This window comes from Halogeometricum limi (assembly GCF_900115785.1).
Classification (GTDB): Archaea; Halobacteriota; Halobacteria; order Halobacteriales; family Haloferacaceae; genus Halogeometricum; species Halogeometricum limi.
This window is the reverse complement of sequence record NZ_FOYS01000004.1, coordinates 271,093-296,110: the sequence shown is the minus strand read 5'-3', so window position 1 is coordinate 296,110 and position 25,018 is coordinate 271,093. Positions and strand designations below refer to the sequence as shown.

General features: G+C 65.4%; 25 protein-coding genes. 14 read left to right on the top strand and 11 right to left on the bottom strand.

The genetic code is table 11. The annotated features are described in order from the left end of the window. Window positions 1-17 precede the first annotated feature (17 nt). The 5 genes from BM282_RS13410 (at window position 18) to BM282_RS13390 (ending at window position 2,535) form a co-directional block, all read left to right on the top strand. Window positions 18-383, top strand: a complete 366-nt coding sequence (locus tag BM282_RS13410; RefSeq protein WP_089881922.1) for a HesB/IscA family protein — start codon at window positions 18-20, stop codon at window positions 381-383. A 71-nt stretch (window positions 384-454) separates the two neighbouring features. Then, window positions 455-706: a DUF5816 domain-containing protein gene (locus tag BM282_RS13405; RefSeq protein WP_089881920.1), complete on the top strand. Its 252-nt coding sequence runs from the start codon at window positions 455-457 to the stop codon at window positions 704-706. A 102-nt stretch (window positions 707-808) separates the two neighbouring features. Continuing rightward, window positions 809-1,153, top strand: a complete 345-nt coding sequence (locus tag BM282_RS13400) for a DUF7116 family protein (protein ID WP_217642707.1) — start codon at window positions 809-811, stop codon at window positions 1,151-1,153. A gap of 51 nt (window positions 1,154-1,204) precedes the next feature. Further along, window positions 1,205-1,882 (top strand): hypothetical protein, encoded by a 678-nt coding sequence (locus tag BM282_RS13395; protein ID WP_089881916.1) that lies wholly within the window; start codon window positions 1,205-1,207, stop codon window positions 1,880-1,882. Continuing rightward, a complete protein-coding gene (locus BM282_RS13390) occupies window positions 1,879-2,535 on the top strand; it encodes a hypothetical protein (protein WP_089881915.1) in 657 nt (218 codons plus the stop codon). The genes BM282_RS13395 and BM282_RS13390 overlap by 4 nt, the downstream gene beginning before the upstream one ends. Window positions 2,536-2,545: 10 nt before the next feature. On the opposite strand, the gene BM282_RS18575 is transcribed toward BM282_RS13390, so the two are convergent. Then, on the bottom strand, window positions 2,546-5,275 hold the full coding sequence (locus tag BM282_RS18575) for a hypothetical protein (protein WP_175501538.1): 2,730 nt from the start codon (window positions 5,273-5,275) through the stop codon (window positions 2,546-2,548). Window positions 5,276-5,881: 606 nt separating this feature from the next. Here BM282_RS18575 and BM282_RS13380 point away from each other — a divergent pair. The 3 genes from BM282_RS13380 (at window position 5,882) to BM282_RS13370 (ending at window position 8,039) form a co-directional block, all read left to right on the top strand. Then, window positions 5,882-6,094 carry a dodecin gene (locus tag BM282_RS13380; protein ID WP_089881913.1) on the top strand — a complete coding sequence of 71 codons (213 nt, stop codon included), beginning with the start codon at window positions 5,882-5,884 and terminating at the stop codon, window positions 6,092-6,094. A gap of 48 nt (window positions 6,095-6,142) precedes the next feature. Further along, window positions 6,143-7,528: a bifunctional metallophosphatase/5'-nucleotidase gene (locus BM282_RS13375; protein WP_089881912.1), complete on the top strand. Its 1,386-nt coding sequence runs from the start codon at window positions 6,143-6,145 to the stop codon at window positions 7,526-7,528. Between the two features lie 91 nt (window positions 7,529-7,619). Then, entirely contained in the window at window positions 7,620-8,039 is a 420-nt protein-coding gene (locus tag BM282_RS13370; RefSeq protein WP_089881910.1) for a universal stress protein, read from the top strand. Window positions 8,040-8,042: 3 nt separating this feature from the next. Here BM282_RS13370 and BM282_RS13365 read toward each other — a convergent pair whose 3' ends face one another. Next, a complete protein-coding gene (locus BM282_RS13365; protein ID WP_089881909.1) occupies window positions 8,043-9,149 on the bottom strand; it encodes a mechanosensitive ion channel family protein in 1,107 nt (368 codons plus the stop codon). 101 nt (window positions 9,150-9,250) lie between these two features. Between BM282_RS13365 and BM282_RS13360 the strand changes: the two genes are divergently transcribed. Beyond that, entirely contained in the window at window positions 9,251-9,991 is a 741-nt protein-coding gene (locus BM282_RS13360) for a proteasome assembly chaperone family protein (RefSeq protein WP_089882161.1), read from the top strand. A 137-nt stretch (window positions 9,992-10,128) separates the two neighbouring features. Next, the gene (trmB, locus tag BM282_RS13355) at window positions 10,129-11,190 is read left to right on the top strand and encodes an HTH-type sugar sensing transcriptional regulator TrmB (protein ID WP_089881907.1); all 1,062 of its coding nucleotides are present in this window, start codon (window positions 10,129-10,131) and stop codon (window positions 11,188-11,190) included. Window positions 11,191-11,235: 45 nt separating this feature from the next. Here the strand turns inward: trmB and BM282_RS13350 are convergent, their stop codons facing one another. The 7 genes from BM282_RS13350 to BM282_RS13320 form a co-directional block, all read right to left on the bottom strand. Then, complete coding sequence (locus BM282_RS13350) at window positions 11,236-12,060, bottom strand: hypothetical protein (protein WP_089881905.1); 825 nt, start codon at window positions 12,058-12,060, stop codon at window positions 11,236-11,238. Window positions 12,061-12,128: 68 nt separating this feature from the next. Then, window positions 12,129-13,232 (bottom strand): Gfo/Idh/MocA family protein, encoded by a 1,104-nt coding sequence (locus BM282_RS13345; protein WP_089881903.1) that lies wholly within the window; start codon window positions 13,230-13,232, stop codon window positions 12,129-12,131. A 72-nt stretch (window positions 13,233-13,304) separates the two neighbouring features. Continuing rightward, window positions 13,305-13,508: a hypothetical protein gene (locus tag BM282_RS13340; protein ID WP_089881901.1), complete on the bottom strand. Its 204-nt coding sequence runs from the start codon at window positions 13,506-13,508 to the stop codon at window positions 13,305-13,307. Window positions 13,509-13,580: 72 nt separating this feature from the next. Next, window positions 13,581-14,768 carry an ABC transporter ATP-binding protein gene (locus BM282_RS13335; RefSeq protein ID WP_089881899.1) on the bottom strand — a complete coding sequence of 396 codons (1,188 nt, stop codon included), beginning with the start codon at window positions 14,766-14,768 and terminating at the stop codon, window positions 13,581-13,583. 4 nt (window positions 14,769-14,772) lie between these two features. Then, the gene (locus BM282_RS13330) at window positions 14,773-15,738 is read right to left on the bottom strand and encodes a carbohydrate ABC transporter permease (protein WP_089881897.1); all 966 of its coding nucleotides are present in this window, start codon (window positions 15,736-15,738) and stop codon (window positions 14,773-14,775) included. 1 nt (window position 15,739) lies between these two features. Continuing rightward, on the bottom strand, window positions 15,740-16,690 hold the full coding sequence (locus BM282_RS13325; protein WP_175501537.1) for a carbohydrate ABC transporter permease: 951 nt from the start codon (window positions 16,688-16,690) through the stop codon (window positions 15,740-15,742). 124 nt (window positions 16,691-16,814) lie between these two features. After that, window positions 16,815-18,356: a substrate-binding domain-containing protein gene (locus tag BM282_RS13320; RefSeq protein ID WP_139229729.1), complete on the bottom strand. Its 1,542-nt coding sequence runs from the start codon at window positions 18,354-18,356 to the stop codon at window positions 16,815-16,817. Between the two features lie 293 nt (window positions 18,357-18,649). Between BM282_RS13320 and priS the strand changes: the two genes are divergently transcribed. From priS to bcp, 3 genes are all read left to right on the top strand, one after another. Then, window positions 18,650-19,807 (top strand): DNA primase small subunit PriS, encoded by a 1,158-nt coding sequence (gene priS, locus BM282_RS13315; protein WP_089881893.1) that lies wholly within the window; start codon window positions 18,650-18,652, stop codon window positions 19,805-19,807. Further along, a complete protein-coding gene (locus BM282_RS13310; protein ID WP_089881891.1) occupies window positions 19,804-20,781 on the top strand; it encodes a hypothetical protein in 978 nt (325 codons plus the stop codon). The genes priS and BM282_RS13310 overlap by 4 nt, the downstream gene beginning before the upstream one ends. 72 nt (window positions 20,782-20,853) lie before the next feature. Then, window positions 20,854-21,321 carry a thioredoxin-dependent thiol peroxidase gene (gene bcp / locus BM282_RS13305; RefSeq protein WP_089881890.1) on the top strand — a complete coding sequence of 156 codons (468 nt, stop codon included), beginning with the start codon at window positions 20,854-20,856 and terminating at the stop codon, window positions 21,319-21,321. 240 nt (window positions 21,322-21,561) lie between these two features. Here bcp and BM282_RS13300 read toward each other — a convergent pair whose 3' ends face one another. Both BM282_RS13300 and BM282_RS13295 read right to left on the bottom strand, forming a co-directional pair. Continuing rightward, window positions 21,562-23,826, bottom strand: a complete 2,265-nt coding sequence (locus BM282_RS13300) for a CDC48 family AAA ATPase (RefSeq protein ID WP_089881888.1) — start codon at window positions 23,824-23,826, stop codon at window positions 21,562-21,564. Continuing rightward, window positions 23,823-24,071: an Hsp20/alpha crystallin family protein gene (locus tag BM282_RS13295; RefSeq protein ID WP_089881886.1), complete on the bottom strand. Its 249-nt coding sequence runs from the start codon at window positions 24,069-24,071 to the stop codon at window positions 23,823-23,825. Before BM282_RS13295 ends, BM282_RS13300 begins: the two co-directional genes overlap by 4 nt. Window positions 24,072-24,236: 165 nt before the next feature. Between BM282_RS13295 and BM282_RS13290 the strand changes: the two genes are divergently transcribed. Next, window positions 24,237-25,013: an alpha/beta fold hydrolase gene (locus tag BM282_RS13290; RefSeq protein ID WP_089881884.1), complete on the top strand. Its 777-nt coding sequence runs from the start codon at window positions 24,237-24,239 to the stop codon at window positions 25,011-25,013. Window positions 25,014-25,018: the final 5 nt, after the last annotated feature.

The following is a 25,018-nucleotide window of genomic DNA, read 5'->3' as shown; positions in this document are numbered from 1 at the left end:
ATCTGGTACAGATACGCATGAGTACCGAGACGGTCGACGGCGGGACCGACACGGCCGTGACGGTGACGGAATCGGCCGCGTCGGAGGCGCTCCGACTGATGGAGTCCGAAGGTATGGACCTCGACGTGGCTGGTCTGCGCCTGTTCGTCCAACAGGGCGGCTGTGCGGGCCTGTCCTACGGGATGCGGTTCGACCACGAACCCGAGGACGACGACGCAATCGTCGAACAGAACGGGCTTCGCGTGTTCGTCGACCCGGCGAGTCAGAACTACATCGGCGGGTCGACGCTGGAGTTCGAGGGCGGTCTGCAGGGTGCGGGTTTTCACGTCCAGAACCCGAACGTCGTGAGCGAGTGCGGGTGCGGCGAGTCGTTCCGGACGTAAGCGCCGGACGACGGAGAGCGTGACGGCGACGGTAGCGACAGGATAAACCACCACGGGGGCGAACGACGCCCATGGCTGTCGAACTCGAAGACGTCGAGACCGACCGCGGGAAGACGGTGTACGTCGACCGCAGCGAGGGCGAACGAGGCGCGAAGGGCCCGTTCTTCGTCGTGTACGTCACCGAGAACCGCGAGACTCGATGGGGTTACTTCTGTGGTAACTGTGACTCGCTGGACACCGCGATGGACACGATGGGACGCGTCGAGTGCAACGTCTGCGGCAACATCCGCAAACCGGACGAGTGGGACGCGGCCCACGAGTAGTCGACGCGTCCCTCGGCCGAAGAGACGTCATATGAGAGACATTCTTACGAGGTGACAATCCGTGCCAATCTTTATCACACGTCCGGTGGTATCGTAGGGTACATGCCCCCTGTCAGCATGCCTCCGTCGGAGGAAGCTCGGTCGATATTCAGTCGGCTCGGCTACACCGTCTCGGGCGACGGACCGGAGTTCGTCGCCGAGCGGAAGTGGCGGACCGTTCAGGTGACCGTCGTCGGCACCGACACGAAGTTGCGCGGTCGGCGCGCACTCGCGGACGGCGGCCGAACACGAGAGTATCCACTCCGCTGTTTCGTCACGTGGAAAGACACCGCAGGGGACCTTCGCAGTCGACTCACCGACGCCGACCCGTCGTACGAGTGGGCGGTCATCGGCGTCGACGACGCGGACACCGGCGAGTACGACGTGGTCCTGCCCGAAGCGCGCTGAGCGACGCGCGTCGCGCGAACCGTTTTTGTTCTTGCACTCCTACGCGTCGGTATGTCACAGACCGGGTTGCACAGCGCCGTCGAGAGCAGACGCCTCAACACCGCCCTCGGGTGGCTCCTCGTTCTCTTTCTCGTCGCTACCGCCGTCGGTCAGTTCGTCGACGGTGAACTCCAGTGGGCCGGGTTCACGTTGGCCGTCGTCGCCGTCGCCGTCGTTCCGGCCGTCGCCCGCCGCGACCCCACGTCGATGCTCCCGTGGGAGGTGCTTTTCCTCGCGTCGCTTCCCCTCATCGGTCGCGCACTCGTCGCCGGCGAGACGGTGGGCGGGATGACGTTCACCGGTCGCGTCACCACGTTCCTCGCCGTCGCCGCCGTCGCCCTCCTCGTCGCCGTCGAACTCGACGTGTTCACGGCCGTCCGCATGAACCACTCGTTCGCCGTCGCGTTCGTCGTCGTCACGACGATGGCCGCCGCGGGCGTCTGGGCCGTCGTGCGGTGGCTCTCGGACATCCTCCTCGGCACGTCGTTCCTGTTCGATGGACGCCCCGAAGCAGTCATCGAAGAGGCGTTGATGTGGGACTTCGTCGCCGCGACGGTCGCCGGTCTCTTCGCCGGCGTCCTCTTCGAGTACTACTTCCGTCGGCGCGCGCGCCTCCGTCGCCGTATTCCCGAGGGCGACGCCGGCGCGAGGCCGTTTCCGCTGTCCGACGACGAGGTGAGCGACGAGTGAAGATACGCGACGTTCTCCACATCTCGACCCGCCGGCAGCGACAGACCACGCGGGTGATGCAGGTGCTCCTCGGGGTGATGGTCGTCGTCGGCCTCGTCACCAGAAACGGCGGCGTCTTCGTCAACGCCAGCGTCGGCTTCGCCGTCACCTTCCTGCCCGCGACGCTCGAACGCGACCACGGCATCCCGATGGACGCCGGCCTGACGCTGTGGATAACGTCGGCCGTCTTCCTCCACGCCCTCGGCACCATCGCGCTTCCCGTCGTGGGCACCCCCTACACGAGCGTCTGGTGGTGGGACCACCTCACGCACGCGCTCTCGGCCAGCATCGTCGCCGCGACGGGGTACTCGACCGCACGGGCGTTCGACCTGCACAGCGACTCCGTCCACCTCCCCCCGCGCTTCATGTTCGTCTTCATCCTCACGTTCACCCTCGCGTTCGGCGTCTTCTGGGAGGTCATCGAGTTCCTCATCTCGCTGACGGCGGCGCGATTGGGCGTCGGGTCGGTCCTGACGCAGTACGGCCTCGGCGACACGATGCTCGACTTGCTGTTCGACACGGCGGGGGCCGTCGTCGTCGCGACGTGGGGAAGTCCGCAACTGACCGACGTCGTTTCGGCTCTCACGACGCGGTTCGACCGGACGAGGGCGTGACAGAACCGCCTCAGAGCTCTTCGGGGTCCACCTCCTCACCGTCGAGATAGACGGTCGCATCGCCGGAGAGCGCAAACGAGGTGATGTCGCCGGTGAAGGTGACCGAGTCGGTTCCGCTCTCGGGGCCGACCCGCCCACTCGCCGTGATGCCGTCGATGGTGTCCTCGAAGTCGTCGTTCGCCGAGAGACTCCCGTCGACGGAGAGTTCGTACGTCGCCACGCCGTCGGGCGCGCCGTCTTTCGTTATCGTCAGGACGTGAGTGGACGACTCGCTCTCGGAGTCGTCGCTCTCGGCTCCGAGCGACCCGGGGTCGACTCGGTCGCCGTTCACGTATACCGTCGCGTCGCCGTCGAGCGAGAACGAGACGATGTCGCCGGCGAACCGGACCGTATCCGTCCCCGACTTTGGACCCATACTACCGCTCGCAGTCGGGCCTCCTGCGTCGTCGTTCCGCTCGAAATCCGAGCCTGCGGCCGTTCGACCGCTCACGGTGACGCTGAAAGAGACTCGCCCGTCCGCGGCGCCGTCTTTCGTCACGCGGAGCGTGTTCGGCAGTTCGCTCTCCGACTCATCGTCGGACGGCGCTGACTCGGACGGCGTCGCTGTCCCGTCGCTTCCGTCGACCCGCGACGTCCGGACCTGCTTTCCGTCGACGAACACGTTCGCGTTACCGTCGACGGACAGCGAGGTTATCGACCCCGTGAACGTGACCGAGTCGGTTCCGCTCGTCGGACCGACTCGACCCTCGGCGCTGTCGCCATCGATGGTGTCCTCGAAGTCGTCGTTCGCCGAGACGTCACCGTCGACGGAGAGTTCGTACGTCGCCACGCCGTCGGGTGCGCCGTCTTTCGTGACGGTCAGCGTGTGCGTCTCTGCTCTGTCGTCGGGTTCCGCCTGCGACCGGGGCGTGGCCGTCGGTGTCGCGGTAGGCGTGGCCGTCGGTATCGCGGTAGGCGTCGGCGTCGCGGTAGGCGTCGGTGTCGGTGTCGCGGTAGGCGTCGGTGTCGGTGTCGCGGTAGGCGTGGCCGTCGGCGTCGCGGTAGGCGTCGGTGTCGGTGTCGCGGTAGGCGTGGCCGTCGGCGTCGCGGTAGGCGTGGCCGTCGGCGTCGCGGTTCCCGTATCACGGTCGGGGAGAGTCGTCGACGTACTCCAGATTCCCGTCTCGGTCTCCGTGGGACCGGACGCGGGGGTATCGCTCTCGGTCACGGTGGACTCGCTGGGACCCGGCGGCGGCGTACTCGTCGGCGCTGTTCGCACGGCCACCGTCTTCGACCGCACGAACTCCGACTGTTGGTCGCGGACGTCGGTCTCACCGACCCCCGGATCGCGGTACCAGGCACCGTCCTGTGCGACGGTCTTCGCGTACACCTCGTACGTCCCGGTTCGCCGTGGTGTGAACCGGATTCGGACCGTGTGTGTCTCTCCGGCGTCCCACGCCCCACCGGTCTCGGCGAGCGGGTAGTTGAGTCGCGTCTCCTCTTGGCCGTACTTCGCTCCGACCGAGGTCCCGCGGGTGTACACCTTCGCGTACTTCGCGTCGCTGAAGTCAGAGCCGACGATTTCGACCGAACTGGCGCCCTTCACGTCCGGGAACGCCAGTGCGACCGTCTGGTACGGCGCGTCCCCGCCGTCGTTCGTCACGGTGACGGTGGCTTCGACCGACTCTCCGACCCGTCCCGTCTCCGGAACCTCGAACGACTCGATACGGGGGTCGGGTGACGTCGAGGCCGGTGTTCGAGCCGCTTCCGAGAGCGGTTGGTAGCTCTCTCCGTCGGGATTCAGATACATCTGCGTCCACGCGTAGTCCGCTTCCAAGTCGGCTTCCAACTTCTCGAATCCGTTCTCCATCCACTCGTAATCTCGTTGGTTCACCTCCCAGAAGTCCCAGAACGGACCGTCGAGGCCGAAGCCGTTTCCGTCGGCTATCGACCGGCGGATGTTCTGTTTGTATCGCTGTTCGGTCCGGTAGAGGTCTTCGAGGAGCCGAACGCGCTCTCTGAACAGTTCTCGTCGCTCCGCCTCCGAGTCCGCTCGCTGGATTCGCTCCGTATTTCGGTGGAGTCGGTCGAGCTTTCGCCGGAAGTCGTCGTATCCTCCCTCGCCGTACTCGTTCGTCATCCCGAGGACGCGAGCCATCTTCGAGTCGAAGAAGCCGATACCGGACCAGACGCTGACCTGCGTCCCCGTCCAGACGCCGGCGGCGCTCTCTCCGGCGCGTTTACCCAGTTTCTCCAGAGCGTACATCGCCCCCTCCTTGGGCGACGTCGGGACGGGGTTGGCCGCACGGGCCGCTTCTCTCAGCGCCTCGCCCGACTTGCCGGACCACCACTCTTTGTTGAAGAACTGCTCGTGGTACTGCTCGTACTGTGGTTCCAGCCACTCGATACCTCGGAGCGCGCGTTTCCGTGTCGGCGTATCCGCACTCGTGGGTTCGTAGCGGACAGACGTGCGGTGGTCGTCTATCTCGTCGTGACCGACGACGTCGTCGTCTACCAACTCGACCGTCACCGTGAGACGTGCGCTCTCGTCGGCGACTTCGCTCGCATCGATGGCGACGTCGAACGTCCCCTGACCGCGAGCGACTTCCATCCGCTTCGTCACGTCCCCGACGGTGACCAGAAAGACCGGGTCTCCGGGGTTCATCACGTCCCCTCCGATGCGGGTGTCGGCGGTCACGGCGACGTCGAACTGCGAGACCACACCGTCGCTGTCCTCGTCGGTCGTGTCGACGACGCTCACGCGCTCTATACCTCCGTTCTTCGACGACCCGAACAACTGCTTCGTGGGTGGAGCGGTACACTCGGCTGTACACGGGGCGTCGGAAACGCTGCTCCAGTCCCCGTCGATACCTGCGGCGTCGACCGACGTGCCGGCCGCCGCGGAGACGCTTGCCACCGCTCCGAGTGGTGTCAAGAGCGACCCGACAAGCAGTACGACGCAGAAGACGGCACTGGACGTACCGGTCGGAAGCGACGCTCTCGGCGTCGGGCGAGACTCGTCATCCGGCACGTCCGTCTCCCCACCCTCGCGTGGTCTCAATTCGTTTCTCTCCGAAGCGACCCCTCGCCTCGTGAACCGATGCGTCGGACTGTCGTACGTTAGTTCGCTGCATCGAACACCCCAAACTCGCGTCGTTGTCGAGAGCGGTGTGACAAAGTTATGCACCCGTCAATCGATAGACACGCAGTTAATGCAGGGTTATCCGAGACTCTCGAAGTCGAACTAGTCCTCCGGTGGGACCATCAGGACCCGCGACAGACCGAGAGCGTGCGTCCGAATCGCAAGCCCGCGAGTGAGGTCGGCCCCGTCTTTTATCTTGTCACGAGATGTACACTGACCTGGCTTATGGTATACAAGAAAGTGACACTCATCGGGCGAAGCGGCGAGAGTTTCGACGCGGCGGTAGACGACGCCGTCGACCGGGCACAGGAGACACTCGACAACGTCCACTGGGTCGAAGTGGTCGAGATGGGCGTCGAGATAGCGAGCGTCGACTCGCGCGAGTACCAAGCGGAAGTGGAAGTCGCCTTCGAACTGCAGTCCGGCACCGACGAGTAGACGACCGGACCGACGGCTTCATTTTCTCCGCGCCGTCACGACAGACGAATGCCGCGTCTGCTCCACTATTCTGACATCGAGAACGTCTACGACGACCCGACGCGCGCCGGGCGCCTCGCGGGGTGCGTCCGCGGACTCGACGGCGAGGACGCAGTCGTCTGCGGGACGGGCGACACCACCTCACCGGGCGTCCTCGCCCTCGTCGAACGCGGACGCCAGTCGTTGGACTTCTTCCGCGCCGTCTCGGCCGACGTGGACACGTTCGGCAACCACGACTTCGACTACGGCCCGGAGGCGACGCGCGGCGTCGTCGCCGACTCGCCGCAGACGTGGGTGTCGGCGAACGTCTTCGAGGAGAGCGGTGAGCGGTTCGCCGCAGGTCACGTCGTCCCTCACACCGTCCGCGAGGTGAACGGCGTGCGCGTCGGGTTCGTCGGCGTCACCGACCCCGCGACGCCCTCGCTCAACCCGATGGCCGCGACGCTGCGGTTCTCGGACCCGTACGCCGCCGCCGCCGAGAGCGTCGCCGCCCTCAGAGCCGAGAGCGTAGACCACGTCGTCGCCCTCTCGCATCTCGGCGGCGGCGACGACGAACTCGCCGAACGCGTCGACGCCGACGTGATTCTCGGCGGCCACGTCCACTCGGAGCGACACGAGTACGTCGACGGCACCCTTCTCCTGCGCCCCGGCGCGAACGGCCACGTCGTCTTCGAGGTGGAACTGGAGGGCGACGGCGAGAATCGACCGACTGCGACGCGCCACGAGACGGCAGACGCGCCCGTCTACGAACCGCTCGCGGAATCGCTCCGCGGCCGCGTCGAAGCCGCGGAGTTAGACGAGGTGGTCGCCGTCACCGACGGACCGCTGGACCGCACGGAGGAGACGGTGTTCGGGGGCGAGTGCGCCGTCGGCAACTTCGTCGCGGACGCCTACCGGTGGGCGATGGACGCCGACGTGGGCCTCCAGAACAGCGGCGGGATTCGCAACGGTCCGGCCCTCGACGGCGAGGTGACCGTCGCCGACCTGGTGAGCGTCATCCCCTTCGAGGAACACGTCGTCGTCGCCGAACTCACCGGCGAGGAACTCCGCTCTGTCCTCCGCGAGTGCGCCGCCGCGACGGTTGACTTCGGCGAACCCGACTGGTGGCAGGGACATCTGAGCGGCGTCGAACTCGTCTGGGACGACGACCGAGCGGAAATCGTCTCCGCGCGCGTCGGCGGCGACCCGATAATCGCCGACCGGACGTACGCCGTCGCCACCTCCGACTACGTCCTCCACACCGACCACGAGTTCCCCACCATCGAGGCGCGCCACCGGGCCGCCGAGGGCGACATCCAGTACGAGGTGCTCGCCGACTACGCCCGCGCCGTCGGCGTCCGGAGCGAGACGGACGGCCGAATCGAACGCGTCTCCGGCGTCGCCGCGGACGACTGAGCGGGACGTCTGCGAGACGGGTCGACGGGTCCGACGAGCGAGTCGTGCCGAAGGGGAAACGTTCAGGACGGCGGGCCACGTCTCCCCGACGATGACGCGAGTGGTGGTCCCCGTCAGATATCCGCTGACGCGACACTCGAAAGCGACGCTCTCGGAAGCCGTCCGTATCGCCGAGGAGCGTGAAGCGGAACTGACGATACTCCACGTGGACCTCTATCAAGAGAACCGCGGCGTGACGAGAGCCGAATTGAAACGCGCGATAGAACGAGAGTTCGGGAGACTCGACCGGACGCGGTACGTTATCCGGCGCGGCTTCCTCGTCGAGGAGACGATTCTCGAAGAGGCGGCCGCAGAAGGTGCCGACATCGTCGTCATCGGGTCGAAACAGGCGAGTCGCTGGCGGCGGATGCTCCGGCGGTTCCTCGACGACCCGGACATCGAGACGTACCTCCGGCAGAAACTCGACTGTACGGTCATCACCGTCCGCCCCGACCAGAAGAGCGAGGCCTGACGGTCAGTCGTCGCGTCCGTCCTCGTCGTCCGGGTCGAGTCGCGTCCCCGCCTCCGACCACGACTCGTCTCGCCCCTCCGACACCTCGGCGCGAAGCGACCCGCTGGTGTCGTCGAAGACGAGATGCTGGTGCGGGTACGCCGCCTCGACGTCGGGTTCGTCTTCGAGCAGGTCGTACAGGTTCGTCTGCACCTGCGAGCGAACGGTGAGGAGTTTGTAGGGCTTCTTCGCCCAGAACCGAAGCGTGACGAGGATGCCGCTGTCGCCGTACTGGTCGAGGTAGGCCGTCGGCTTCGCGGGGTAGCGTGCGCTCCCGATTCGGATGTCCGGCCCGCCCTCGATGACCATCTCGGCGTTGCTGGCGGCCCGTTCGAGGAGTTCGCGCGTCCGCGGGATGTCCGACTCGTAGGTGGCGAGAAAGCCGATGCGCATCCGGATGCGTTCGTCCTCGGCGGAGTAGTTCGTCACCAAATTCTCGCGAATCGTCGAGTTCGGGATGGTGAGAAACGTGTTGTCGAGCGTGAAAACCTTCGTGTAGCGGATGGTTATCTCGTCGACGAACCCCTTTCGCCCGTCGTCGAGTTCGATCATATCGCCGACTTCGTACGGTTGGTCCGCGAGGATGAACAGGCCGTTGATGGTGCTCCCGACGATGGGTGCGAGGACGATACCGACCACGGCGGAGAACACACCGACGGAGATGGCGATGTTGCTGAACTCGAACCCGGCGACGGCCGCCGCGGTCACCAGCGTCAGCAAGAGCACGCTCAAGCGGACGATACGGAGAACCACCTGGGCGACGCTCTGTCGCCGGAATCGGCGGGCGACGGGTCGTCCGACGAATCTGACGGCGTAGCCGGAGAGGACGTACCCCAACAGGAGAACGAGGACGGCGGCGACGTACTGCGACCCGGAGAAGAAGAAGAAGTCCGGGAGGAGTTGCTGGAGGGCTTGCTCCGTCTCTCCCGGACCCGGAGTCGGCGTCGGCGTCCCGGTGCCGCCGGTAGCGCCCGCTTCCGTCGGCGTCGGCGCCGACGCGCCACCGCCGCCGTCTCCCGTGGCAGTCTCCGCCCCGGTCGGCGACTCAGCCGTTCCCGTCCCCGTCTGCATACGCCGGACCACGGCGGGGCGACGCAAAAAGGGTGTCACTTCTCCGTCCCCGCTACCGGACCGGGTGAACCGCTAAGTCCTCTCGTTGCGTGTGGTCCGACATGTTCGGTTCATTTCGACGGTCGCCCGGTTTCACCATCACGAGCGACGAGACACCCGGTGACGTCCTGCTCGCGGGGTTCTCCTCGTTCGGACTCGCGGGACTGACCGCGGCGGACTTCGTCGTCGACCAACTCGACCTCGAACAGACGGGTCACCTCACGGTTGACGGTCTCCCGGCCGTCACACCGTTCGAGGACGGTCGGCCGCGACACCACACGCGCCTGTTCTCCCGCGACGACCTGGACGTGACCGTCCTCGTCGGCGAACTGTTCGTCCCGGCGGCGGTCGGTGGGGAGTTCGCCGACGCCGTTCTGGAGTGGACCGAGGCGCAGGGTGTGAGCGAGATAGCCGTCCTTTCGGGTGTCCCCATCCCACACGGACCCGACGAGCACGAGACGTACTTCGTCGCCACCGACGACTACCGCGAACGGCGACTGACCGACACCGCGGTACAACCGATGGGACGGGGCTTCTTCGACGGGACGAACGCCGCCCTCGTCGAACGCGGCATCGACTCCTCGCTCGGCGTCTGCGTCTACGTGACGCCCGTGCACGCGCAGGTGCCCGACGTGGAGGCGGCGATTCGACTCGTCGAAGCGGTCGAGTCCGTCTACGGACTGGGCCTCGACGCCGACCCGTTGGAGGCGTTCGCCGACGAGGTTCGCCAGTACTACGCGCAGTTGGCCGAGCGACTGCAAGACCGCGAAGAGGAGATGCCCGAAGACCGGATGTACATGTGACCCCGGCGGTTCGACCCCTCCCCGACGGACCGCCCTCCGATTTTCGGACGTTCGACCGTTATATACCATCGTTTTCTGAAATCCGGTGCTACTCAGATGATAGTAAACACCAAGGGGCTCGACGCCAACCGGGAGATATGGCAGACGAACTCCGGACGACGATGGAACGCGTCGGAGAACGGTTCAACCTCGGCGAGTACGAGATAGAGGCGTATCTCGCGGTCCTCGAACACGGCGAACTCACGGCCTCCGAGATAGCCGACCGGACGGACATCCCGCAACCGCGAGTGTACGACACCGTCCGCAGTCTCTCGGACCGCGGACTGGTCGAACTCCGCGAGTCGCGCCCGATGAAAATAGTCGCCGTCGACCCCGACGACGCCTTCGCGAACGTCCAGACCTCCCTCGACGAACTCATCGCCGAGTTGGAGGCCCGCTACACGGCCCCCGCACGCGACACCGAGGCCGTCTCGCTGGTGAAGTCGCGGTCGACCATCCTCCGCTACATCGAAGAGATAATCGAGAACGCCGAGTACGAACTCGTGCTCTCTCTCACGCCGGACCTCCTGCGTCGCTTCCGCGACGACCTGGCGGAGGCCATCGACGACGGCGTGAGCATCGACCTCCTCATCACCCCGTTGGCGCAGGCGCCCGACCCGGCGGAGTTCGACTACCTCGAAGTCGCCACCATCGCTCGCGCCCGCCGCGGCATCACGACGCCCGTCCTCGCCGTCGCCGACGGCGAGTACTCCGTCTACGCGACGCAGGACGCCCTCCGCGACGACAGGGACCGCTACGGCGTCATCTTCAACCGTTCTGCGCTCGGCTTTCTCGTCAGCGGGTTCTTCGGGACGGTCCTCTGGACGACGGCCGAGACGCTGGCCGCCGACGGCAAGCGTCGCCCGTTCCCGCGTCGGTACGCGTCCATCCGCCGCGCGGTCAAGGACGTCCGCGAACTCGACGGCGAGTTCTACGCCTCCGTCTCCGGTCGGCACGTCGAGTCGGGCGACCCCATCGTCGTCGAGGGACGCGTCGTCACCACGACGTTCGAGGAGTCCGAGGAAGTCGCGTCGTTCGAGATGGAAACCGACGAGGGTATCCTCGAAGTCGGTGGTCTCGTCTCCGCGCTCGAAGACGTCGAAGCGCAGGAGATAATCCTCGGCCACGACGGCGTCCCGGACAGAAACCAGTTCGTCTGAGCCGCGTCGTCGAAATCGCAGACGGACTCGTCTTCTCGCCGCCCGTTACGCCGTCTCGTCCTCGTAGACGTACAGTATCTCGCCGCAGTCGGCGCACGCCAACACCTCGTCGGTCGGCGAGTCGTAGATACTGGCGGTCCCGCCGCAACAGCCAGAGACGGTCGTCTCTTCGGTGTCGCCGCCGCAGAGCGGACAGGTCTCTAAGAACATCCGGAGCGGTTCCGTCGCGGGCGCGCGCATCGACTCGGGGACGTCGAACGCGTCCATCGTCCGCATCGCGGCCGCGTCCGAGACGGCGTGGGCGCGCGAGAGCCAGATGGAGTGCGTGCCGCCGTCGACGGTGATGCCGCCGTAGCCCGTGCCGCCCTCGGCGTCGAACGGCGCGACGTCCGCGGTGGCCTCGGCGACCGTCTCGTCGTCCGCCGCGCGGAGCGTCGCCATCTCGTCCGCCCACGCCGACCAGAACGAATCGGCGAGGAACAGCGCACCCGTCTCGTCGTCTTCGAGGACGCCCGCCTCGAACAGGGCGTAGAGGACGGCTTCGCCGTCCGGCGCGTCGTCGTCGCCCGCGTCGCCGAGTTCGTCGGACCGGCGGGCGTCCTCGGTGTCCGTGCCGGTGTGTTCGAACAGGAACGCCAGTCCGAGCCGGGAGACGAGTTCCGGCGCGAAGTCGGGCGTCCCCGGAACGACGTACCCTCGGAGGTAGACGAGCGTCGCGCCGCCGACGAGGGTGACGACGGCGAGGAACGGTGAGAACAACAGGAGCACGCCCGCGAGGAGAACCAGGAGTGCCGCGTTGACGGCCGTACAGGGCCAGCAACGTTGCGACCCGGTGTAGTCGGGGCGACGAATCGTTTCGAGAAGTGACATAGCGTACCGTGGTTCCGACGGGGACTTATGACTTTCTCGACGCGCGTCGGCCCCGGCGCCGTCGTCCGTCAGTCCTGTGCGGACTGGGGGTCCGTCTCCGCCGCGTCGTCGGTCAGCGAGACCGCCGCGCCGTTCTCCGAGGACCGGTAGATGGCGTCGATGACGCGTTGGACTTCGAGGCCCTCTTCGACGGTGTTGATGCCCGGATGCTCTTCGGTTCGGACGGCCTCCAAGAACAGTTTCTGTTCGGACTTGTGGGTGTCGTTGGCCTGCGTCTCGACGTCGGTCTCGGTGAGGTGGTTGCTCCCGCCGACGCCCGATTCGAAGAACGTCAGGTCGTGGCTGGCCCGGTCGAACAACGCGCCCGCTTGCGTCCCGCGGACGTAGAACTCGTCGTTGGTCGGTCGGTTGGCCGCCCACGCGACTTCCAGCGATATCGTCTTCCCGTCCGCACACCGGACGAACACCGACGCGGAGTCGTCCACGTCGAACCCTTCCGGTCCGATGTCTTCGCCCCACATCTCGACGAACGCGTAGTCCTCGCGGTTGCCGAACTGCGACCGCGTGACCGCGGACACCTCTTCGACCGCGGGGTAGTCGAGGAAGTACAGCGAGAGGTCGATGGCGTGGACGCCGATGTCGATGACCGACCCGCCGCCGGCCACGTCCTTCGACGTGAACCACGACCCGCGCCCGGGGATGCCCCGACGGCGGACGTAGTTGGCCTCGACGTGTCGAACGTCGCCGAAGCGACCCTCGGCCTGATAGCTCTTGAGCACTCTGACCGGGTTGCCGAAGCGGTTGTTGAAGCCGACCATGCAGACGCCGTCGGCGCGTTCTGCGGCCGCGGCGATTCGCTCCGCGGATTCGAGCGAGTGCGCGAGCGGTTTCTCTAAGAGGACGTGGAGGCCGGCGTCGAGTGCCGCGACGGCGTACTCCTCGTGGAATCGGTTCGGCGTCGTGATGACGACGGCGTCGACAGCGTCGTACAGGGCGTCTCTCTCCTCGTAGGTGTCGACGCCGTACTTCTCACCGAATCGGCTTCGGGCCTCCGGTTGGATGTCGAGGCCACCGGCCAGATTCGCACCGAACTCGACGAGTCGGTCCGCGTGGTGGTGACCGATGTTGCCGAGACCGACGATACCTATCTGTGGGGCTTTCCGGGAGCTCATAGTTCCTGATTTACTACCGGGATTGTTAAGTTTCTCGTTAGACCGGTCGTCCCGTCCGCGCCGTCGTCGCCGTCAGTAGAGTTGGCGTTCTCGTTCCTCGCGTTCTTCCTCCTCTTTGCGCTCTCGTTTCAACTTCTTGCGGCCTCTGATGTACTGTCTCGTCTTCGGAACGATGACGTTCTTCAGGTCCAGAACGAACGAGACGACGCCGTACGCCCAGAAGAAAAACAGCAGCGTCATCCCGCCGATGTAGAACCACCCGAGTTCGGTGACCATAGCTACGCTGTGGTGTGCGTGCCACTTATGTCCGGTGTTGAAAAAATCGCCGCGAAGCCGACGCGAAGCCGACTAGTCGTCGCTCTCTGCGGGCGTACTGCTGTCCGTGCTGGTCGTCGTCGTCGTCGCGATGCCGTGTTGGATAGCCTCGCCCGTCTCCGTGTCGAACAGGTGCAGTTTGGCCCTGTCGAGGACGACGGAGACGTCCTGGTCCTCCGTGATGGAGGAGTCGGGGTCGACGCTCATGAGCAGTTGGTCGGACATGCCCTCGCTGGCGTCGTCCATGCTCGTCGTCGCGTCCTCGCTCAAGAGGAGGTAGACGAATATCTCGTCGCCCATCGGTTCGAGCACGTCCGTGGTGGCCTCGATGCGCTTCGTCGGGTGCGCGATACCGGCCTGTTCGTCCTCGGTGTACACGTCTTCGGGACGGACGCCGAGCGTCACGTCGTCGCCGGGCGAGACGCCGACGTCGGCGGGGTCGAAGTCGACTTCGACGTTCTTGCCGTGGAAGCCCGCCTCCGTCACCTCGCCGTCGACGAAGTTCATCGACGGACTGCCGATGAACCCGGCGACGAACAGGTTCGCAGGTTCGTTGTAACAGACCAACGGCGGGTCTATCTGCTGGAGTTGCCCGGAGTCGATAACCGCGATGCGGTCGGACATCGTCATCGCCTCCGCCTGGTCGTGCGTGACGTAGATGATGGTCGTGTCCAGTTCCTTGTGCAGGCGCTGGAGTTCCGTCCGCATGTGGACGCGGAGTTTCGCGTCGAGGTTGGCCAGCGGTTCGTCCATCAGGAACACTTCGGGGTTCCGGACGATGGCGCGGGCGATGGCGACACGCTGTCGCTGTCCGCCCGACATCTCGTCGGGCATCCGGTCTAACATCCCCTCCAACTGGACGATGTCGGAGGCGCGTTCGACGCGACGGTCTATCTCCTCTTTGTCGTACTTACGGAGGCGCAGACCGAACGAGATGTTGTCGTACACGTCCATGTGCGGGAACAGCGCGATGTTCTGGAACACCATCGCGATTCCCCGGTCTTTCGGCGGGAGGTTCGTCACCTCGCGGCCGCCGATGAACACCTCGCCCTCGGTGGGCATCGTCAGTCCGGCGATCATCTCCATCGTGGTGGACTTACCGCACCCCGAGGGGCCGACGAGACAGATGAACTCGCCGTCGTTGATGGCGAGGTTCATGTCGTCGACTGCCGTTACGTCTTCGTAGCGTTTCGTCACGTGTTCGAGTGTTACGTCTCCCATTGTCTTACTCCTTGAGTGCGCCCGCAGTCAGTCCGCTCACGATTCGTTCTTGGGCGACGATGACGAGAATCGCCACGGGGAGGACCCCGACGATGCTCGCCGCCGCCATCAGGTTGTACGGGGTGTCGAACTGCCCCTGGTACTTGAGGATACCCGCGACGATGGGTGCCCACGACGACGCCTCGCCGTTGTTCATCAGGAACGAGAAGAAGAACTCGTTGTAGACGCTGATGAACGTGAGGACGCCCGCCGTCGCCACACCGGGTGCCGACAGCGGGATGATGACCCGGAACAGCGCGCCGAGTCGCGTCGTCCCTTCGACGCGCGCCGCGTCCTCCAACCCGTCGGGAATCTGCCCGTAGAACGTCGTGAGGATGAAGATGGACAGCGGCATGAACAGCGCGCTGAACGGCAGCACCATCGGTGCCGGCGTGTTGAACAGGTCCGGCGACGAGACGGTGACCGGTCCGAGCACGATGTCCGTCCCGCCCGTGAACAGCTCGAAGAGGGGCAGGAAGAACGCTGCCGGTGGGAAGTACGAGATGGCCAGGATGCCCAGCATGAGCGCGCTCCGGCCGGGGAAGCGGAGTCGGCCGAACACGTACCCCGCCAGACTGGCCAGGAGGAGCACGATGATGGTCGTCGACAGGCCGAGCACGAAGCTGTTGAACATGTACAGGTGGAACGGCACCCGTTCGAACATCGTGATGAACACCTCGGGGTTGAACCCCTTCGGAAGCAGCCCCATGTCCGAGATGAGGTTGTTCGGCGTCAGCGCGAGCACCAACAGCCAGTAGAAGGGGAACAGCGTGGTGACGAGGAAGAACACCGTCGCCACGTAGAACATCGCCCTGTACGCGCGCTTGGGGTTTTTGATGGCCGCGCCTACCCACCGCTCTAACGGCCCTCGTTTGATGTCCGCGTCGCCCTGCTTTCCGATACCGCTCTGTTGTTCGTTCTCTGTCGCCATGTTAGAAGCCTCCCTCCGCGTCGGCGAACTTGAAGATGTACACGGAGACGACGATGCCGATGAGGCCCGCCGTCACGAACGCCACCGTGGCGGACGTCGCGTACATCGAGTTGTTGAACGTGGTCACGACGAGACACGACAGCGACGGCACCGTCGTACATCCCGCCATCGTCTCGATGATACCGTACACGCGCATCGCGCCGATGGTGCGGAACAGCATCGCCACGAGCACCGTCGGGAGGATGAGCGGGAAGGTAATCATCTTGAACTGCTGCCAGTTGCTCGCACCGGAGACGCGAGCCACGTCGTACAGCGACCGGTCGATACTCTGCAGGCCCGCCAGGATGAGGAGGGCCATGAACGCCGTCGTCTTCCACACGTCGCCGACGATGATGAGGAACAGCGAGTCCGCCGTGTTACGAAGCGGCGTGTAGCTGAGCCCCAGATAGTTCAGGAACGCCGGGTCGCCCTGTGACCCGACGAGGAACCCGATGTTCGGCTGGAACATCAGGTACCATATCATCCCCTGGATGACGATGGGGACGGCCCACGGGATGATGATGGCGACCCGAACCCAGCGCCGTCCGCGGAAGTCCTGGTCGAGGACGAGCGCCTGCACGAAGCCGAGGAGCGTCTCGAACAGAACGCTCACGGCCGTGAACAGCAGCGTGACCATCAGCGCGCTCGAGTAGATTCCCGTCACGAAGGGGAACGACGACGAGAACCCCGGCAGGAACGCCGACGGTAACGCGAAGTCGCGTGCCCCGGTGAACAGCGCGACGTAGTTTTCGAGGCCGACGAACTGGCCCAGTCTGGACGACCCGGTCAACTGGTCGGCGTACAACGAGTAGCCGAACGTCTGTATGAGGGGGTATAGCGCGATGACCAGCAGTATCAGCAGTGCTGGGCTCAACAGGAAGTAGGCGAACTGCGTCTCCGACAGAGATTCCATCCACCGGACGGCGGAGACGTAGGGCCCACTCCTGGAGCTATCCCGAAGTGTATCCCCCGAGTCTTGTTCTGTTGCCATGATAAATAATAACGTATCGCGAGGTAACTTATGTTTATCCGCCGGCCTACTGGCTCTGCTCTATCTGCTCGAGCGTCGACTTCAGGTCGGACATCGCCTGTTCGGGCGACTTCTCGCCCGCGTAGGCGGCGTTGACTGCGGTCGAGATCTGACTCGACTGCTGCGGCCAGACGACGGTGACGGGCCGCGGGATAGCGTTCTCACCGGCCACTTTCAGCTGTGGCAGGTAGCGGCCGATGACGTCGACCTCCTGTGCCTCTTCGGAGTCGAGCAGTTCCGGTCGCGGCGGAATCCAGCCCTGCAGACCGAAGTTGGCGAGCGCCGCCTCGGGCTGCATGAAGGCGCGAAGCACCTGCACGGCCGCCTGCTTCTTCCGGTCGGGCGCGTTCGGGTTCATCGCGAGGTGCCAGCCACCGAGGGCCGCGACGGGGCCGCCCGTCATCGGGTACTGGGCTTCGTCTTCGGTCACGCCGTACGGAATCGGCATCACGCCGAGGTCCTCGCCGAACACGTCCTCCGCACCGTTGATGGTGATGGAGTACGGCCAGTTGCGGTGCATGATGGCGTCGCCGCCGGTGAACGGCTTGCGCGACGGCTCTTCGGTCCACTGGAGCACCGCCTCGGGGGCGATGTTCCCGGTGATGCCGTCGAGCGAGTGCTCGTCGTCCTCGCCGTTGATGAGCGTCCGGACCATCCGGATGGATTCGAGGACCGGTTCCTCGTCGACCGTGATGGGTCGGTCGCCGATGGGACCGAACAGGTTCTCTTCGGGGTTGCCGAAGTACGCGCCGCCGTACGAGGTCATGAACTCGTTGAAGTCACAGCACGACAGGCCCTCGTAGGCCGACGCCTGGAAGGTGAACCCGTACTGGATGTCGGAGTTGGCCTCCATGGCCTCCTTCGTAATCTTCGAGAACTCCTCCCACGACATGGACTCCGTCGCCCACGTCTCGAAGTCGGAGTCGTCGTAGCCCGCGTTCCGGAGCAGGTCCTTGCGGTACTGCATCGTCGGGAAGTCGGGGAACAGCGGGATGCCGTACAGGTCCCCGTTGTCGCCCGTCGCCGTCCCGACGCTGGCCTGGAAGTACTCGTCTTTGACCGTCGAGATCATGTCCTCCGGCAGCGCCTGCGAGAGGTTCTGAATCTGGTTGCGCGCGATGAACGGAATCGTCCACCCGCTGTCCATCATCAGGAGGGTCGGTTCTTCGCGACCCGAACCCAGCCACTGCTGGTACTGGTTCTGACGGTTGTTCGTCACCTGCGAACCGGCGATGATTTCGAGCGTGATGTTCTCCGGAAGACCGTTGTCGTACAGAATCTCTCGGATGCCCTCGATGTTGTCGGACATCCGCGAGTCGCCCGCGAGCTGAATCGTGATGTCCTCGGTCACTTCTTCGGTGCTGATTGGGGTTCCCGTCTCGGTGTCGTCGGAGCCACCGCCACCGTCGCCACCGTCGCCGCCGTCGGAGCTACTGATACAGCCCGCCAAGCCGACAGTAACACCAGACGCACCCGCCGCCTTCACGAAGCTCCGTCGCGAGACGCCACTGAGCTTGCGCTTACCTTCGCGTGTATCGGAATCGTCCATTACAGTTGGTACGTTTAGAATCAGGATTATTTATAGTTTTGGTAGTAGTAACTACTGCTGTTGTAGTAATTTCGATGTCACTATCTCGACGCACGAATCTCCTCGCCACCGGCTTCGAGTCCTGCGGTGATGGCACCCGTCGCTAACTCGCATCACAGTACGGGCGTCGTGAGTATAACGCTTTTCCGTGGGTGACACGGGGACTCGAACGCTCCCCGAGAGCGTGACAGCGACCGACGCGATTCGGCGAGACAAAACGGCTTTAGTCTCGCCTTCGCTATCCTCGCGGAGAGATGGAGGCACGAACTCGGGACTACCTCGAAGGGCGGTTCGGAGACTACTACCGACGCGCCCAGATACCGCTCCCGCCCGCGGCGGAGCGACGCGAGTGGGGCTACATCCCGTGGAGTGCCGGCGGCACGACGATGGTTCGCCACCAGTCGCTCCTCGACGTGGGTGACCTCGGCGACTTCCTCACTCGGACGGCGCCGCGCCACGTCTACTTCTCGTCCGCGCGCTTTACGGACCCCGGCGCGGGGACGATGGACGAGAAGGGCTGGCAGTCGGCGGACCTGGTGTTCGACTTGGACGCCGACCACCTGCCCGGCGTCGACCCCGAGACGACGTCGTACGCGGACATGCTCGACGCCTGCAAGGACGACCTGTTGAAACTGCTCGACGTCCTCGACGACGACTTCGCGTTCGAGGAGACGCAGGTCGTCTTCTCGGGTGGGAGAGGGTATCACGTGCACGTGCGAGACGAGAGCGTTCGCGGACTCGACAGCGAGGCGCGACGAGAGGTCGTCGACTACGTCCGGGCCATCGACTTAGACGTGGAGGGACTGGTCGGCACGGAGTCGAACCGCGGAACGACGCGCCGCGTCCTCCGGCGCCACGGCGGGTGGGGCAAACGCGTCCACGACCGCCTCCTCGAACTCGCCGAGAACCTCCGCGAGATGGAGGACGCGGACGCACTCGACAGACTCCAGGAACTGCAGGGCATCGGAGAGGGTCGCGCGAAGACCATCCTCGGGCAGGTGCACAACAACTTCGACGCCATCCGCGAGGGGAACGTCGAGGCGGGCGGCCCCGGGACGCGCATCCTCGTGGACGCCCTCGCGCGAGAAGCCGTCGCGGAGGAGACGGCCCCCATCGACGAACCGGTGACGACGGACACGAAACGCCTCATCCGCCTGCCGGGGAGTCTCCACGGCGGGTCGTCGCTCCGCGTCCGGACGCTCGAACGCGACGAAATCGAGGCGTTCGACCCGCTCTCGGACGCCGTAGCCTCCCGATTCCGCGGGCGCGACATCGCCGTTCGGGTGACCGACCCCGGACCCGTCGAGTTCGACGGCGATAGTTTTACACTCAGCGCAGGTGACCAGTCTGTCGAAGAGTGCCTCGGCGTCTTCCTCATGGCACGCGGTCGCGCTGAGAAGGTGAAAGAATGAACTTAGACGAGTTACGGAGCGTCCGGCGGACAGAGCGGCAGAAGGACAGCCTCCAGCATCTCCGCGACTCGTTCTACGAAGACGTCGCGGACTTCATCGCAGAGCGAAAGGCCGAACGCAACCGCGCGGCCGAGGGGGCCGACGACCCGTTCTCGGACCCGGAAGTTGGACGACTGACCGACGAGATAGAGACGGCCGAAGACGTGGTCGAAGCCATCTACGAACGCCGCGTCGGCAAGGTCGTCAAACTCGCGTCGTTCGCCGCGGCGGACATGAGCGCCGACACGAACGGTCTCACCGCCGAGGAACGCGACCTGTTCGACGGCCTCGTCGCTCGAATCAAGACGAACCGCGAAACCGTACTGGACGTCCTCGCGGGCAAACGCTCCGGGTCGAATACGACGACGGAGTTGGACGAGGCGGTGGACGCGGACGTGACGAACGCGTCGTCGGCGGTGGCCCCGGACGAGACGGAGACGGCCGCCACTCCCGCGGACGACACGCCGCCGACTCCGCCGGACGTCGACCCCGACGAACCCACGGCGGACGCCGGTTCCGGCGGCGTCCTCGCGGACGCGATGGGCGGCGACGGAGCGAACAGCGACACCGACGGCGACGCTCCGACCGGTGACGCTCCGACCACCGATGCATCGACCAGTGACGCGGCGTCGGCGGAGGCGGCCCGCGACGCCGGCGAGTCGAACGACTCTCGGCCGGCGACCGAAGCGGCGGTCGTCGCGGGCGACTCACCCGACGAGACGACTCCGAGCGCGGACCCGGACGACGCCGCGAACGAGGAACCCGAAGACGCCGCCGACACCGAACGCGTCACGCTCCGCATCACGGAGGACGTGGGACAGATCTTCGGCGTGGACGAACGCGAGTACGACCTCGCCACGGAGGACGTGGTGACCCTCCCGGCGACGAACGCCGGACCACTCGTCGACCGCGGGGCCGCAGAACGCCTCGACTGACTCCCGGATTCGCCCGCGGTCGGTGACCGCCCGACCGGCGGCGTTTTTACCGTCGCATCCGACACGACAACCATGCTCAGCGTCGGCGACGAAGCGCCAGAGTTCGAGTTGCACGACCAGGACGGCCAGACGGTCTCGCTGTCGGACGTCGCGGGCGAGTACGTCGTGGTCTACTTCTACCCCCGTGCGAACACGCCGGGGTGCACCACCGAGGCGTGCGAGTTCCGCGACGCCTACGAGGAGTTCGAGTCGAGAGACGTGACCGTCCTCGGAATCAGCGACGACCCCGTCTCCGACCTGAAGCAGTTCGAGGACGACCACGACCTTCCGTTCCGACTCCTCTCGGACGAAGACGGCACCGTCTCCGCGGCGTACGACTCCTACGGCGAGAAGAACATGTTCGGCAACACCTTCGACGGCGTGTTCCGCAACACGTACGTCGTCGGGCCGGACGGAACCATCGCGTTCGTCTACGAGGGCGTCTCACCCGAGGGCCACGCCGCACAGATTCTCTCGGACATCGAGCGTCACGGCGCGTAGTCGAACGAACGGCGGCGAACGGCGAACCGGGCTCCGACACACCGTATTTCCGGTGAAATAAACTTTCAACTAGTGGATTTCTGGGTCTACCGAGAGAACGTATCTCTACGTAGTCGAACGGGGTACTAAAAGCCCGTCGATTGGGTGGTTCGACGGTTCGTCTCCGGAGCCGTCGTGTCCTGTCGAAAAGTCGGGCTTCGACGGGAGAGCGCCGGAGAACGACGGGAGGGCGGTCGGTGACTACTGGAACGTCCGGCCGACGCTGGACTCGGGGTCCCGTTCGACCTCGCTCGCCTGGAACCGCTCTTCGATCTCCTCGTAGCGGCGACGGGTCTCTTGGGTGACGCTCGGCCCGACTTCGTCGAGTGCCGCCTCGAAGTGGTCCATCGTCACGCGGACGTTACCGACGGACTCAGCCACTTCTTCGGGTTTCACGCTGCGGATGAACTCGCGACTCGCCGCCATCGACGCCTCCCGGCAGACCGCCTCGACGTCGGCACCGACGTAGCCCTCGGTCTCGCGAGCGAGTCTGTCGAGGTCCACGTCGTCGGCGAGCGGTTTGTGCTCGGTGTGGACCGCGAAGATGGCGCGGCGCGCCTCCTCGTCGGGGACGGGGACGTGGACGTGTCTGTCGAGTCGCCCCGGGCGGAGGAGCGCGGAGTCGATGAGGTCCGGCCGGTTCGTCGTCGCGACGACGACCACGTCTTCGAGCGATTCGAGGCCGTCCAACTCGGTGAGCAGTTGCGAGACGACGCGTTCGGAGACGCCGGAGTCCGAGGAGTTGCGTCCGCGTTCGGTCGCGATGGAGTCTATCTCGTCGAAGAACACCACGGTCGGGGCGTTCTGACGAGCCTTCTTGAATATCTCGCGGACGCCCTTCTCGGACTCGCCGACGAACTTGTTGAGCAGTTCCGGCCCCTTCACGGAGATGAAGTTGGATTCGGACTCGTTGGCGACGGCCTTCGCGAGGAGGGTCTTCCCCGTCCCCGGCGGGCCGTACAGCATGACGCCTTTCGCGGACTGCATGTCCATCTGCTCGAACACCTCGGGGTACTCCAGCGGCCACTGGATGGTCTCGCGGAGGCGCTCTTTGGTGTCTTCGAGGCCGCCGACGTCCTCCCAGGTGACGTCCGGAACCTCGACGAACACCTCGCGGAGCGCGGAGGGTTCGATACCCTTCATCGCCTCCTTGAAGTCGTCGTCGCGGACTTCGAGCGACTCCAGCACTTCGGCGTCCACCTCGTCGGCCTCTAAGTCCAACTGCGGGCGGATGCGCCGGAGGGCGTTCATCGCGGACTCTTTGGCCAGCGTCTCCAAGTCGGCGCCGACGAACCCGTGGGTGATGTCGGCGTACTCGTCGAGGTCGACGGCGTCCGCGGTTGGCATGTTCCGCGTGTGGACCTGCAGAATCTCCTTGCGGCCCTCGCGGTCCGGCACGCCGATTTCGATTTCGCGGTCGAACCGACCGCCGCGGCGGAGCGCCGGGTCGATGGCGTCGACGCGGTTCGTCGCGCCGATGACGACGACTTCGCCGCGTTCGGCGAGGCCGTCCATGAGGCTGAGCAGTTGCGCGACGACGCGTCGTTCGACGTCGCCGCCCGCTTCACTGCGCTTGGGCGCGATGGAGTCTATCTCGTCGATGAAGACGATGGCCGGCGAACTCTCTTCGGCCTCCTCGAATATCTCGCGGAGTTGCTCTTCGGACTCGCCGTAGTACTTCGACATGATCTCCGGCCCGGAGATGGTGTGGAAGGAGGCGTCTATCTCGTTGGCGACGGCCTTCGCGATGAGCGTCTTCCCGGTGCCCGGCGGGCCGTGGAGGAGCACGCCCTTCGGCGGGTCGATGCCGAGGCGCTTGAACAGTTCCGGATGCCGCATCGGCAGTTCGATCATCTCGCGGACCTGCTCTAGCTCTCTGTCGAGTCCGCCGATGTCCTCGTAGGTGACCGAGGGACCGTCACCGGACTCGCCGGTACCGCTGCCGTGAATCTCTTCTGCGGGTTTCTGGCTGATCTGCACCTCGGTGGAGTCGGTGACGATGACGGTTCCCTGCGGTTGCGTGGAGGCGACCTTCACCGGGACCGACTGGTTCGAAGACGACATGAACCCGAACCCGAGGGGGAGTTGGATGCTCTGGCCTTTCGTGACGGGTTGCCCGGAGAGTTTGTCGCGGATGTACGTCCCGACGTTCCCGCCGATACGGAGGTTCTGCGGGAGGGCGATGGAGACGCGCTGGGCGGGCTTGACGTCGGCCTGTTCGACCTGGACGCGGTCGTCGATGCCGACGTTCGCCTGCTGGCGGAGTCGTCCGTCGATGCGGATGACGCCGGTGCCGCGGTCCTCGGGGTAGCCGGGCCACACGCGGGCGATGGCGGTGCCGCCGTCGCCCTCGATGCGGATGTAGTCGCCGCCTTCGAGACCGAGTTCTTCGGCGGCGTCCCGGTCGATAGCCGCGAGTCCGCGACCGGCGTCCTTCTGTTTCAGGGGTTTGACGATGAGCTTCATTTGTGAACGGTGATGGTGAGTACGCCGTTGTTCGTCGCGACCGCTGCGTCCTCACCGGGGAGTTCGAATTCTGTCTCGGTAACTCTGTCGCCCGTCTCTGCGACGACGATGGCGGTGCTGCCGACGATGTCCACGTCCACCTCCCGCCCGAACGTGTCCAAGTCGGCGGCGATGACCCAGCTATCCTCGTACTCGTAGCGACGGAGGAATCGCTCGTTGCCGCCTGCGAACTGTTGCGTACTCATGATAGTGCCTAACCACAAGTAATCCTCTGGAGAATATAAATGTATCGCTGGTGAATCGCACGACGGGAGACGGAAGAACATTCTACGGTTGTGTTGCGGTTCACACTCTCTGTCACCGTCCGGTCGTCGTGGAGGGTTTATCACCGAACCGTGTGATACCCTCGTATGGAAACCGTCACACATCACGGTCGGAAGACGGCGTATCACGTCTCCGACCGGGGCGGGACGGGGCCGACGCTCCTGTTCGTCCACGGAAGCGGCGGGACACACGCCGTCTGGAAGTCGCAGTTCCGACTCTCCGACGAGGTGTCCGTCGCCGCCCTCGACTTGAGCGGCCACGGCGAGAGCGACGACATCGACGCCGACGCGGGCTACGAGACGCGCGCGGCGTACGTCGACGACGTCGTCGCCGTCGCCGAAGCGGTGGACGCCTCCGTGCTCGTCGGCAATTCGCTCGGCGGTGCCGTAACCCTCACGGCCGCGCTCGAACGCGACCTGTCGCTCGACGGATTAGTTCTCGCGGGGACGGGCGCAAAACTCGCCGTCCTCGACGACCTGTTGGCGTGGCTATCGAACGATTTCGACCGCGCGGTGGCGTTCCTCCACGAACCGAACCGGATGTTCTACGACGCGGAGAGCGAGTACGTGACGTTCTCCGAGAAAGCGATGCACGAGGTGGGACGCGCGGTGACGGAACGGGACTTCCGCACCTGCCACGAGTTCGACGTGCGCGGCGAACTCGGAGACCTGTCGGTGCCGACGCTCGCGGTGGTCGGCGAACACGACCGACTGACGCCGCAGCGATACCACGAGTACCTCCGCGAGACGATGCCCGACTGCGAACTCCGCGTCGTCGAAGACGCCGCTCACCTCGCGATGCTGGAGCGACCGGAGGCGTTCAACGCGGCGATTCTCGACTTCATCGAGCGGATTGCCGACTGACCGGC